General features: G+C 72.6%; 9 protein-coding genes. 6 read left to right on the top strand and 3 right to left on the bottom strand.

Annotated features, from left to right (window positions below; translation table 11 throughout):
• Positions 1-89: 89 nt before the first annotated feature.
• The 3 genes from G515_RS23585 to G515_RS0105105 are packed head-to-tail and all read right to left on the bottom strand — an operon-like array spanning position 90 to position 3,802.
• Positions 90-1,640, bottom strand: a complete 1,551-nt coding sequence (locus G515_RS23585) for an ATP-binding cassette domain-containing protein (protein ID WP_084653119.1) — start codon at positions 1,638-1,640, stop codon at positions 90-92.
• Positions 1,637-2,683 carry an ABC transporter substrate-binding protein gene (locus G515_RS19590; RefSeq protein WP_051217893.1) on the bottom strand — a complete coding sequence of 349 codons (1,047 nt, stop codon included), beginning with the start codon at positions 2,681-2,683 and terminating at the stop codon, positions 1,637-1,639. Before G515_RS19590 ends, G515_RS23585 begins: the two co-directional genes overlap by 4 nt.
• Positions 2,684-2,710: 27 nt before the next feature.
• Positions 2,711-3,802 (bottom strand): FecCD family ABC transporter permease, encoded by a 1,092-nt coding sequence (locus G515_RS0105105; protein ID WP_028659289.1) that lies wholly within the window; start codon positions 3,800-3,802, stop codon positions 2,711-2,713.
• Positions 3,803-3,958: 156 nt separating this feature from the next.
• Between G515_RS0105105 and G515_RS0105110 the strand changes: the two genes are divergently transcribed.
• The 6 genes from G515_RS0105110 to G515_RS19605 all read left to right on the top strand — a co-directional run bounded on the left by G515_RS0105110 (position 3,959) and on the right by G515_RS19605 (position 12,166).
• Positions 3,959-5,227 (top strand): geranylgeranyl reductase family protein, encoded by a 1,269-nt coding sequence (locus tag G515_RS0105110; protein WP_028659290.1) that lies wholly within the window; start codon positions 3,959-3,961, stop codon positions 5,225-5,227.
• Between the two features lie 126 nt (positions 5,228-5,353).
• Positions 5,354-6,313 carry an NUDIX hydrolase gene (locus G515_RS19595; protein WP_051217894.1) on the top strand — a complete coding sequence of 320 codons (960 nt, stop codon included), beginning with the start codon at positions 5,354-5,356 and terminating at the stop codon, positions 6,311-6,313.
• 104 nt (positions 6,314-6,417) lie between these two features.
• Positions 6,418-6,918, top strand: a complete 501-nt coding sequence (locus G515_RS19600; RefSeq protein ID WP_157571010.1) for a DUF1648 domain-containing protein — start codon at positions 6,418-6,420, stop codon at positions 6,916-6,918.
• Positions 6,915-9,770 (top strand): FAD-binding and (Fe-S)-binding domain-containing protein, encoded by a 2,856-nt coding sequence (locus G515_RS0105125; protein ID WP_051217896.1) that lies wholly within the window; start codon positions 6,915-6,917, stop codon positions 9,768-9,770. The genes G515_RS19600 and G515_RS0105125 overlap by 4 nt, the downstream gene beginning before the upstream one ends.
• A 126-nt stretch (positions 9,771-9,896) precedes the next feature.
• Complete coding sequence (locus G515_RS0105135; RefSeq protein WP_028659292.1) at positions 9,897-11,153, top strand: class I SAM-dependent methyltransferase; 1,257 nt, start codon at positions 9,897-9,899, stop codon at positions 11,151-11,153.
• 2 nt (positions 11,154-11,155) lie between these two features.
• The gene (locus G515_RS19605; RefSeq protein WP_051217897.1) at positions 11,156-12,166 is read left to right on the top strand and encodes a hypothetical protein; all 1,011 of its coding nucleotides are present in this window, start codon (positions 11,156-11,158) and stop codon (positions 12,164-12,166) included.
• The last annotated feature ends 86 nt before the right edge of the window (positions 12,167-12,252 follow it).

Here is a 12,252-nt window from a genome sequence, read left to right on the forward strand (position 1 = left end):
GTCTCAGTCCGTGAGAGCGAATTCTCGCGATGTGGACACCGGGGGGAGCGGTGCCGGCCACGCTCAGCCTGTGACCAGCACCACGCCGTTCACGCCCGGCGACCGGTGATGAGGTACTGGGTCTGCACCTCGTGACCGGGAGCCACGCCGTGGCTACGGTCGAGTTCGAGGATCGTGGTGAGCGGGGTGACCTCGACGTCGACGAAGCCGGCCGCACGGACCACATCGGCGGTGCGCTCGATGGAGTCGGCATCGTGCAGCGGAAGAGAGGCCTGCACGGACGCGTCGTACTGGTCGGCGATCATGCCGTCCGGAGCGATGCCCTCGGGGAACCAGGTGCTGTCGACCAGGGCGAGGGTGCCGCCGGGGCGGAGCAGGTCGTGCCAGTTGACCGCGGCGTCCTTGGCCTCGCGCAGCGTCCAGGCGACGTAGCGGCCCACCACGGCGTCGAAGCTGGCCGGCGGGTACGGCGGCTTGACGGCATCGCCGTGGGCGAAGGTCGGCCGGACCTCCGCCGGGAGCTCCGCGGCGTGCGCGCGAGCCGCAGCCAACATGCCCTCGGCCAGGTCGATGCCGGTGGTGCGGTGGCCGAGCTGGGCGAGGACGAAGGCGACGTACCCGCTGCCCGTGCCCAGGTCGAGGACGTCCGCGGGAGCGCTGGGCAGCGCCTCGGACCAGATCTCCGACCAGGCGGCCAGGTCGACCTCGCGGCGCTCCGGACGGCGCTGGTAGGCGTCGTACTCGGGGGCGCGCATGGTCCAGTAGTCGTTGATCCGGTCCTGGACGGTCGGGGCGCTGGACGTGCTGGTCACGAGGTCCTCCGTGAGGTGGGCCGAGGCAAGGGCCGAGGCATGGGGTGGGGTGTTCGCCGGCGCGTTCTTGCTGCCGTGCGGGTGGAAGATGAGATGGATGCCCCCGTCCAGGTCGAGGCGCTGGACGCCGATGCCGTAGACGGGTTCGAGCAGCTCGGGCCGGAGGACCTCACTGGTGGGACCGGCCGCGACCAGGTGCTCGGTGCCGAGCAGGACCAGGTCGTCGCAGTAGCGGGCGGCCAGGTTGAGGTCGTGCAGCACCACCACGGAGGTGGTGCCCAGGTTGCTCACCAGTTCGAGCAGTTCGTGCTGGTAGCGGATGTCGAGGTGGTTGGTCGGCTCGTCCAGGAGCAGGTGGGTCGCCTCCTGGGCCAGGGCGCGGGCGATCAGCACCCGCTGCCGCTCGCCCCCGGAGAGCGCCGCGAACGGGCGGCGGCCGAGATGGCTCACCCCGACCCGTTCCAGGGCGGTGGTGGCGATCTCGTGGTCGCGCGCGCCCGCGCGCTGGAAGGTGGACAGGTGGGGGATCCGGCCCAGCAACACCAGTTCCGCGGCGGTGAGGGTGGTGTCGGTGCCGCTCTCCTGGACGACGACCGCGAGCCGTCGGGCGGTCTCGCGGGCGTTGATCGAGGCGAGCGGGTCCCCGTCGACCCGCACCTCACCGGTGGGGGAGCGCAGGGCGCCGTACAGCAGCCGCAGCAGGGTGGTCTTGCCGGCGCCGTTGGGGCCGATCAGGCCGAGCACCCGCCCGGGCTGCGCAGTGAGCTCGACGCCGGCGAGGATCGCGCGCTCGTCGTACCGGAAGGAGAGGTCGGTGCCGGTGATCACGAGCCGTCGCCTCCGGAATCGCCTCCGGAATCGCCCTCGGGGGTGTCGAAGCGGTCGACGATCGTCTCCAGACCGTCGACGGTGAGCGGGGTGGCCGGCTCGGTGAAGTTGAACAGCATCGGCAGCAGTTCGTCGTCCTTGACCGCGGTGAGCTGCTCGGCGCCGGGGAGCGAGGTCAGCGCCTCCTCGACCTTCTGCGGGTCACCCTCGCTGTAGAGCAGCACGATCACGTCGGGATCCCGGCCGAGCAGCTCTTCGAGTGTCACCTCGAAGACCCGCTCGTCGGTGTCGCCGAAGACGTTGGTGAACCCGGCCGCCTCCAACTGCGGGTCGGCCATGCTCTGGTTGCCGTAGGCGTACGTCGTGCCGCCGCCGACGGTCGGGTAGAGCACGGCCGCGGTGCGCTCGCCCTGGCCGGCGACGTCCTGCTCCGCCTCGGCGGTGATCTCCTCGACCCGCTTCTCGAGGTCGCTGTTGGCCTGGTCGGCGGCGTCCGCCTTGTCGAAGACGGTGCCGTAGAGGTCCATCTGGGAGTAGATGTCCTCGAAGCTGGGGTCGGTGTCACCGCCCTCGGAGCACAGCGCCGGTTCCTCGATCAGCGGGATGTCGACCGCCCCGAGGGTCTCGCGGGAGAGGTTCTCCACCTCCCCGAGCACGAGGTCGGGTTCCTGGGCGATGACGATCTCCTTGGAGATCTGCAGGTGGCCCGAGGAGTCGAGTTCGTCGGTGAGGGTCGGGATCTCGTCGAGTTCGGCGAGGGTCTCCTCGTCGTAGTAGGCATCCGGGTAGGCGCCCGCCCGCGCGACCACCCGGTCCATCACCCCGAGGTCGTGCAGGAACGGCACGGCGGCGCTCTTGAGCATCACGACCCGCTCGGGCTCGGCGTCGAAGGTGACCTCGGCACCGCAGTTCTCGACCGTCACCGGGTACTGGTCCGAACCGGTGGCGGCCTCCTCCGATGTCTCGCCACCGGAGCAGGCCGCGACGGCGAGACCCACGGCGACGAGGCCGACCATGGGACGGATCAGGTGCAGGCGGGGCATGGGGCTCCTTGAGTCGAGGTGACGCAGTCAGAGGTCGCGGGCATGGAAGCGCCGGATCAGGGTGATGAGGAACGGGGCTCCGACAAGGGCGGTGATGATGCCGATCGGGATCTCCTGCGGCTGCAGCAGCATCCGGGCGAGCACGTCGGCCCAGATCAGCAGGATCGCGCCCATCAGGGCGGCCACGGGTACGGCGACCGCGTGGGCCGCGCCGACGGCGCGGCGGGCCAGGTGCGGGATGACCAGGCCGACGAAGCCGATGCTGCCGGCCGCGGAGACCAGTACGCCGACGCACAGCGAGACCACCACGAGCAGGATCAGCCGGAATCGGTCGGGGGCGATGCCCAGGGTGTGGGCGGTCTCATCACCCACGGTGAGTGCGTCCAGGCGGCGTCCCCACAGGGTCAGCAGTGCGACGCTGACGAGTACGGCCACCGCGGCCACCGCGAGCAGGCCGTCCCACTGGGCGAGGCTCAGCGAGCCGAGCAGCCAGAACATCACCGACCGGGCGCCCTCGGCGGACCCCGAGGCGAAGATCAGGAAGCTCGTGACGGCGTAGAGCAGATAGCCGACCGCCACCCCGGAGAGCAGCAGTCGCAGCGAGGTGACGCGTCCGCCGGCACGGGCGAGCAGCAGGACCAGGAGGGAGGCACCGAGGGCGCCGAGGAATGCACTGGCCGGCAGCGCGTAGGACCCGAAGCTCGCCCCGACCCCGAACAGGATCGCGGCGGCGGCGCCGCTTGAGGCGCCGGAGTTGATCCCCAGGAGGTACGGGTCGGCCAGCATGTTGCGGACCATCGCCTGCAGGGCGACTCCGCAGATCGACAGGCCGGCACCCACCAGCACGCCCAGCACCACGCGGGGGAACCGCACCTGCCACACGATCGCGTCCTGCGCGGCCGAAGCGCTGGGCGCGTCGAGACCGAAGAGGTGATGGCCCAGGATGCCTGCCACCTGGTCGGGTGGGATGGTCACCGGACCGGCGCCGACCGCGACCAGGATGCTGAGGATCAGGAGGCCGGAGAGACCGGCCAGCCACCACCGGGCTCGGCGCGCGCGTCGCCGGAGGCCGAGCGGGTCGGGATCGGTCGGGACGGAGACGGTGTCAGGGCTCGGCACTACCGTCGATGTCGGGGATCGCACCCGGCTCCTCCTGCCACAGTCATTGTTGCGAGCAACTTGCAAGAAGGTATCACCGGCAGTTGGGCCCGGGTGAGTCGCGCCCGGATCGGGGGTGCGGCGCGCGATCACAGGTGGGCTGGAACAATGCAGGTCATGACCGCCGTGCTGCCTGCCTCGACCGATGTGCTGGTGGTGGGGGCCGGACCGGCCGGATCCGCAGCCGCGGCCTGGCTCGCCCGCGCCGGCACCGACGTACTCCTCGCCGACATGGCCGTGTTCCCCCGCGACAAGACCTGCGGCGACGGGCTCACCCCGCGCGCCGTCGGGGAACTGACCAGACTCGGCCTGGCCGACTGGCTCCGCGCCCACACCGTCAACCGCGGGCTGCGGGCGCACGGCTTCGGACAGACCCTGGAGCTGCCCTGGCCCGGCGCCGGCTTCCCCGACTGGGGGTCGGCCGTCCCGCGTACCGAGCTCGACGACCATCTGCGCGACGTGGCGATCAAGAGCGGCGCGAACGCGATCGACGGCTACAAGGCCGTCGAGGTCAGGTGGTCGGGCGACCGCGTGGCCGGGGTCGTCTTCCGGGCGCCCGACCGCACCAAGCACGAGGTCCGCTGCCGGCGACTGGTGGTCGCTGACGGCGTCCGCTCGCCGCTGGGCAAGGTGCTCGGCCGCAGCTGGCACCGCGACACCGTGTACGGCGTCGCCGGCCGCTCCTACATCCGCTCGACCCGCAGCGACGACCCCTGGATCAGCTCGCATCTCGAACTGCGTGACGAACAGGGGAGTGTCCTCTCCGGGTACGGCTGGATCTTCCCCCTCGGCTCCGCCGGCGGCGGGCCCGGCGAGGTCAACCTCGGCGCCGGCACCCTGGCCACGGCGAAGCGACCCGCCGAGGTGGCGATCAAGCCGCTGATGCGCCTGTACGCCGAGCAGTGCCGTGCCGAGTTCGGCCTCGAGGGCGAACTCCGCGCCGAGGCATCCGCGCTCCTCCCGATGGGCGGCGCGGTGAGCGGGGTCGCCGGCCGCAACTGGGCCCTGATCGGTGACGCCGCCGGGTGTGTCAACCCGCTCAACGGCGAGGGCATCGACTACGGCCTGGAGACCGGCCGGATGATCGCGGGCGTGCTCACCGAGGGCGCCGGCCCCGAGGACCTCGGCGTGATCTGGCCGGCGCTGCTGCGCGAGCACTACGGCGAGGCCTTCTCCATCGCCCGCCGGCTGGCCGGCATCGCCACCAACCCGAGGCTGGTCGCCGCGCTCGGGCCGGTGGGGATGCGCTCGGACCTGCTGATGACCCTCGCCCTGCGGTGGATGGGCAACCTCGTCACCGACGAGGACCGCGACCGGGCCGCACGGGTGTGGCGGTGGGCCGGGCGGCGTTCCCTCGCCCACGACCACAGGCCGCTGTTCTCATGAACACCCCACGTCGTTCTTCTCCTCCGCTGCGCTCCCCCGAACAACGCCGAGGGGGCCCCGCATGAACACCCCACGCCGTTCTTGTCCTCCGCTGCGCTCCCCCGAACAACGCCGAGGGGGCCCCGCATGAGTTCTGGTCCTTCGCGACGCCGGCCGCGTCATCACAAGCTGCCCAAGGTGCAGCGGGTGGCGGCGTACGCCGTGATCCTGCGACCCGACGCCAAGACCGGCGAGCTGATGATCCTGCTCAGCCGACTCTCCGATGCCCTGGTACGCCGGCCGACCTGGACCCTTCCCGGGGGCGGGCTCGACCACGGTGAGGACCCGCGCCAGGCGGTGGTGCGTGAGGTCTACGAGGAGACCGGGCTGCCGGTGGAGATCGGCGAGACGGCATGGGTCTTCTCCGCGCACCGGGCCAACACCTGGCGGCGCGGCCGGCGGGTCGACTCGCACGCCCTGCGGATCGTCTATGACGGCTGGGTGCCCCTCGACGCGCCACCCCCGCAGACGACCGAGGTCGGCGGCTCCACCGAGGAAGCGGCCTGGCTCCGTCTCGACGACGTCCTGGCCGGCAAGGTCGGCACCCTCGAACTCGTCCGCGAGGCGCTGGCGGTGCACCGTCCCACCCGGTTGCAGCGGGTCGCTGCCTACGCACTCATCACCCGACCCGAGCAGGTGCTGCTCACCCGTATCTCCGAGCGGGGCTTCCACTCCGGTGCCTGGACGCTGCCGGGGGGCGGCATCGACTTCGGCGAGTCCCCGCGGGAGGCGCTGGTCCGGGAGGTGCGTGAGGAATGCGGCCTGAAGGCCCGGATCGGTGAGGTGCTGGAGGTCGACGACGTGTCCGTCACCGGCACCGCGCCCAGCGGTCGGCACGAGGACTTCCACGGGGTCCACCTGGTCTTCGCCGCGACGGTCCGGCCGGGCGCCGAGCCGCGTGTGGTCGAGCAGGACGGCACCACCGACGAGGTCGCCTGGATCTCCCGCGCCGCGATCGACGCCGGCGAGATCGAGGTCCTCGACGTCGTCCGCTCGGCCCTCACGGCCGCCTCCCGGCGGGGCCCCGGCGACGACCTCGGGTCCTGACCACCGGTCGACACCGGCCTGTCGAGTCCCCCGCTCGGTCCAGGCGGGTGTCCGTGTGCGCGGGCGCCGTCCGTAGCGCCGGGCGGCGATGGGAGACTGCACCCGTGCGGTTGCTCTTTCGGCTCATGGTGGCGGTGTACGCCGGCGCCTGGGTCGTGGCCGTCGTGCGACTGCCCGCCGAGGTGCCCCTGCACTTCGGCGCGACCGGCGTCGCGGACCGGTGGGGGTCCCGCACCGAGGCGCTGGTGTTCTTCGGCGTACTCGGGGTGGGCATGACGGCGCTGTTCGAGTACCTGCCGCGTCGGGTGTCACGTACCGGGATCGCGTCGGGTTGGCTGAACCTGCCGTACAAGCAATGGTGGCTCACGACCCCGGAGCGGGCACGCGAGGCGACGCGGCGGCTGCTCGACGACCTGTGGCTGATCGGCGCCCTGGTGATGGCGCTGCTGAGCGCGGTGCTGCTGCTGACCGTGCGCGCCGCCGAGGCGCGACCGGCCGAGCTCGGCGCTTCCGGATGGTCGGTGATCGGTGTGTTCCTGGCCCTGCTGCTGGGCTGGACGGTGTGGATGACGACGGGGCGGTACCGCCCGGAGGAGGGGCGATGACCGAGACGGTGACGTCGACGCAGGTGACCGGCGAGGCGGCCGAGGTGACCCGCGAACTGATGCGGGCCGGTGTGCAGGGTGTGGACGACTCCACCCTGGCGCGGGCGCTGTACAGCTCCGATGCCAGCCTCTACCGGGTCGTGCCGCGGGTGGTGGCGGTGCCGCGGCACCGCGATGAGGTGCTGGCGGTGCACGAGGTCTCCCGTCGGCTGGGGGTGCCGGTGACGATGCGCGGGGCGGGTACCTCGATCGCGGGCAATGCGGTCGGCCCCGGGATCGTGGTCGACACCCGGCATCTGAACCGGGTGCTCGAGATCGATCCCGCGACCCGGACCGCACTGGTCGAGCCGGGCCTGGTCCATGCCGACCTGCAGCGGGCGGCGGCGCCGTACGGGCTGCGTTTCGGGCCGGACCCCTCCACGCACACCCGCTGCACGATCGGCGGGATGATCGGCAACAACGCGTGCGGGTCCCGGGCGCTGGGTTATGGGCGCACGGTGGACAACGTCGAGGGACTCGAGGTGGTCTTCGGCACCGGCGAGGTGGCGAGTCTCGGAGCGTCCGTGGGCGCGGCCGGTGCCGCGGTGGGCGGGGCCGCGGCCCGGCTGGCCGAGCTGGCCGAGGGGCACCTGGGCCACATCCGGACCGAGTTCGGCCGGTTCGGCCGGCAGGTGAGCGGCTACTCGATGGAGCATCTGCTGCCCGAGCGTCGGCGGGTGGAACGCTTCCTGGTCGGGTCCGAGGGCACCTTGGCCACGGTGCTCCAGGCCCGGGTGCGGCTGGTCGCCGACGAGCCGGGCCGCCTGCTGCTGGTGCTCGGCTACGCCTCGATGATCGAGGCGGCCGAGGCGGTGCCGGCGCTGCTGGCCAGTGCGCCCGGCCGGCTGATCGCGTGCGAGGGGATGGACGCGCGGATCGTGGAGTTGGTGCGGCAGCAGGGCAAGCCGGTCCCGGCACTGCCCCGCGGCGCGGGCTGGCTCTTCGTCGAGATCGCGGGCCAGGACGCCCCCGAGCTGGTCGAGCGGCTCCGCGCCGACGGTCAGGCGCTCGACTCCAGACTGGTCACCGACCTCACCGAGGCCGCGGCGCTGTGGCGGATCCGGGAGGACGGCGCCGGACTGGCCGGACGCAGCCTGCCCACCCCCGCCTACTCCGGCTGGGAGGACGCCGCCGTCCCGCCCGAGCACCTGGGCTCGTGGCTGCGCGACTTCGAGGAGATCCTGGCCGCGCACGGCGTCCAGGGCATCCCGTACGGCCACTTCGGCGACGGCTGCCTGCACTGCCGCATCGACTTCCCGTTCGAGGCGGGGTCGCCGGACAGCGCCGCGGTGTTCCGTGAGGTGATGACCGCGTGCGCGGTCAAGCTCAGCGAGTACGGCGGCACCCTGTCCGGCGAGCACGGTGACGGCCGGGTCCGCTCCGAACTGCTGCCCTACATGTACGACCAGACCTCGATCGGCCTCTTCGGCGCGGTCAAGCAGATCTGCGACCCCGACGGCCTGCTGAACCCCGGCAACATCGTCGACCCGGCGTCCATCACCGACGACCTGCGCCCGGTGCGCCCGGTCCACCTCCCGAAGAACCGCGGCCTGCGGCTGCTCCACGACGACGGAGACCTGGGCGCGGCCGTGCACCGCTGCACCGGGGTCGGCAAGTGCGTGGCCCCCAGGACCGGCGGCGTGATGTGCCCGTCCTATCTCGCGACGAAGGACGAGAAGGACTCCACCCGCGGCCGGGCGCGGGTGCTCCAGGAGGCGCTGGACGGTGCCCTGGTGGACGGGCTCGGCGACGACGCGGTCGCCGGGGCGCTCGACCTGTGCCTGGCCTGCAAGGGTTGTTCGACCGACTGCCCCAGCGGTGTCGACATGGCGACCTACAAGGCCGAAGCGCTCTACCAGACCTACGACGGCGAGGACGCCACCAAGCGGCGTCCGCTCTCGCACTACCTGCTCGGCCGGCTGCCGGTGTGGTCGCGGCTGGCCGCACCGCTGGCGCCGCTCGCCAACGCCTCGATGAAGGTCAGGCCGATCGCGGCCCTGGCGAAGAGGACCGCCGGGATGGACCGGCGCCGCGGCGTACCCACCTTCGCGACCACCACCCTGCGCCGGGGCGCCAAGCTGGCCGGCCGCTCGGCCAGCCGGCGTACCGCCGACCACGCGCCGGACGTGTGGGTGTGGGCCGACTCCTTCACCGACCACTTCTTCCCGTCCTCGGGGCGGGCGGCGGTGCGCTATCTGGAGGCGCAGGGCCTCACCGTGCGGGTGATCTCCGAACGGGCCTGCTGCGGTCTGACCTGGATCTCCACCGGTCAGCTCGACCAGGCCAGGGCGATCATGGACCGCACCGTGCGCACGCTGGCGCCGTACGTCGCCTCGGGGGTGCCGGTGATCGGCCTCGAACCCTCCTGCCTGGCCACCCTGCGCAGCGACTCCCGGGAGCTCAGCGACCTACCCGAGGCCGGGACGGTCGCGGCCGGGATGAGGAGCTTCGCCGAGCTCGTCACCGACCTCGACCTGCCACTGCCCGACCTCACCGGCTACGAGGTCGTGGCCCAGCCGCACTGCCACCAGAACGCCGTCTTCGGGTGGGCCGCCGACCAGGCGCTGCTCGAACGGGCGGGCGCGAAGGTCACCAAGGTGCCCGGTTGCTGCGGGCTGGCGGGCAACTTCGGGGTCGAGGACGGGCACTACGAGGTCTCGGTCGCCGTGGCGGAGACCCACCTGCTGCCCGCGGTCCGTTCCCAGCCGGACGCGGTGGTGTTGGCCGACGGGATGTCCTGCCGGGTCCAGCTTGACGACCTCGCCGACGTCCCGACGCTGCACCTCGCCGAACTGTTCGCCTCCCGCCTGTGAGGATGCGACGAGCGCTGCGCGCGCTCCTACACTGGAGCGCGTGAATCCCCGCCATCGCCGTTTCATCATCCCCGCGGCGCTGGTGGGGCTGTTGCTGATCGTGCTCGTCGCGCAGGTGCTCCGCTGATGCCCGCCGAACCGTTGCTCCGCGCGCTCAACCGGATGCGTGGGTTGATCCTGGATCCCGACGTGCTGGTCAAGGCCGTCGCCTCCGGCCGACGGCGGGGCGCCGAGCCCGCCTGGCGGCGGGTGGAGGTGCGCTACGTCGACCTGAAGTCCGGCACCCACCTGCAGGTGGTGAGCTACGACGCCACCCAGGCGCACACCGCCAACCACCCGGCAGGTGCGGCGGCCCGCGACGCCGTGGACGCCCTGCTGGATGAGCCCTTCGGCCACTGGAACGTCGAGACCACGACCGAGCACCACGCCGTCCGGGTCACCAAGAAGCTCGAGGCGATGGTGAACACCAAGCCGCGCACCCCGGCCGACCCGGCCGGAGGCGAGGGCGGCGAGGGCGACGGCGTCCCCGACCGGTCGCACGACCAGGCCAAGCAGCGGCTGCTGCCCGAGGACGACCCGGTCTTCCGGGCCCTGGGCATCAGCGACCACGAGGGCCGGATCAAGCCGAGCCGGCAGGCGAAGTACCGCCAGGTGGAGGAGTTCCTCCGGCTGCTCGAGACCAGCGTGGCGGAGGCGATCGGCAAGGGCCACCTGCGCCGGCCGACCGCCGAGGACCCGCTCCGGATCGTCGACCTGGGCTGCGGCAACGGCTATCTGACCTTCGCCGCGCAGCGCTACCTCACCACGGTCAAGGAGCTGCCGGTCGTGGTGACCGGCGTCGACGTCAAGCAGCAGTCCCGCGAGCACAACAGCGCGGTCGCCACCGAGTTGGGCATGGACGCCGTCTTCGAGGTCGGCACCATCGACGGGGTCGAACTGGACCGGGAGCCGGACGTGGTGCTGGCCCTGCACGCCTGCGACACCGCCACCGACGACGCGCTCGCCCGCGCGGTCCGCTGGGGTGCGCCGCTGGTTCTCGCCGCTCCCTGCTGCCACCACGACATCGCCGCCCAGCTCCGCCGCGCACCCACCCCGGCGCCGTACTCCATGCTCACCCGGCACGGCATCCTGCGGGAGCGGTTCGCCGACACGCTCACCGATGGGTTGCGGGCCTCGCTGATGCGGCTCCAGGGCTACCGCGTCGACGTGGTGCAGTTCGTGGAGAGCCAGCACACCCCGCGCAACACCATGCTCCGCGCGACCCTGACCGGCAGTCCGGTCAAGGGCGGTTCGGTCCGCAAGGAGTACGACGAACTGGTCACCACCTGGCAGTTGCGGCCCAAGCTGGGGGTCCTGCTGGGCCTGGACCCGGTCGGCGACTGACCGTGCGGATCCCGCTCGGCGGCGTCGTACCGCTGCTGGTGGCGGTGCCGTTCCTGATCGGGGCGGCCGCGGCGCCGAGCGACCAGGCGCGGGAGGTCTTCCGCTTCCAGGACCCCGAGATCACCGAGTCCTCGGGCCTGACCGCGGCCGGGGGACTCTTCGCCACGGTCAACGACTCCGGCGACACCGGTCGGGTCTTCACCGTGGACGGGGCAGGGGAGACCGTCGGCACCACCCACTGGTCCGAGGAGCCCCTCGACGTCGAGGCCCTCGCCCCTGCCGGCGCCGGCCAGGTGTGGGTGGGCGACCTGGGCGACAACCGGGCCGAGCGGGAGAGCATCGAGGTCCGCAGGGTGCCGGTCGGACCGGGGGAGCGGACGGCGACCGCCACCGTCCACGCACTGACCTATCCCGACGGGGCCCACGACGCCGAGACCCTGCTCGCCGACCCGGATACCGGCCGGCTCTACGTCGTGACCAAGGGCCTCCTGGGAGGACAGGTGTACGCCGCGCCGGCGCGCCTGGGTCGGGGCACGGGCGAACTCCGACCGCTCGCCGGCGGCGTCCTCCCGCTCGCCACCGACGGCGCGGTGCTGCCGGACGGGCGGCACGCGATCCTGCGCAACTACACCAGGGCGGTGCTCTACACCTTCCCGGACTTCGAGCCGCTCACCTCCTGGGCCCTGCCCGACCAGGAGCAGGGAGAGACGCTCGCCGTCGACGAGGCCGGCCGGGTCTACGCCGGCAGCGAGGGCGTCCGGGCCCCGGTGCTGTGGCTGCGGCTCCCCGCCGACGTACGCCGCGCGCTCGCGCCGCCGGCCCCGGCCGATCCCAAAGCCGGCGCGACCGGTTCCACCCGAGACGGTTCGGCACCAGCCGCGGAACGTTCGGCCGATCCGGCCGATCCGGCACTCGAGGACAACCTCCCCCGAGACCCGTGGCCGTGGATCCTCGGTGGGGCCGTCGCCGTCCTGATCGTGGTGGTCCTGCTCCGCTCGCTGCGCCCACGCTGAGCGCTGGGGTCAGGCAGGACCCGGGCCCCCAGGGTGGGGACCCAGGGCGGACCGGCCGCCTCGGGCGCCGGTCCGGCATCGGGCTT

This window comes from Nocardioides insulae DSM 17944 (assembly GCF_000422825.1).
Lineage (GTDB): Bacteria > Actinomycetota > Actinomycetes > Propionibacteriales > Nocardioidaceae > Nocardioides > Nocardioides insulae.

What these genes read in the sequence shown, in the direction of transcription:
- G515_RS19590 (WP_051217893.1), bottom strand. Translation starts at nt 2,683, where the DNA reads ATGCCCCGCCTGCACCTGATCCGTCCCATGGTCGGCCTCGTCGCCGTG.
- G515_RS0105110 (WP_028659290.1), top strand. Translation starts at nt 3,959, where the DNA reads ATGACCGCCGTGCTGCCTGCCTCGACCGATGTGCTGGTGGTGGGGGCC.
- G515_RS19595 (WP_051217894.1), top strand. Translation starts at nt 5,354, where the DNA reads ATGAGTTCTGGTCCTTCGCGACGCCGGCCGCGTCATCACAAGCTGCCC.
- G515_RS0105125 (WP_051217896.1), top strand. Translation starts at nt 6,915, where the DNA reads ATGACCGAGACGGTGACGTCGACGCAGGTGACCGGCGAGGCGGCCGAG.
- G515_RS0105135 (WP_028659292.1), top strand. Translation starts at nt 9,897, where the DNA reads ATGCCCGCCGAACCGTTGCTCCGCGCGCTCAACCGGATGCGTGGGTTG.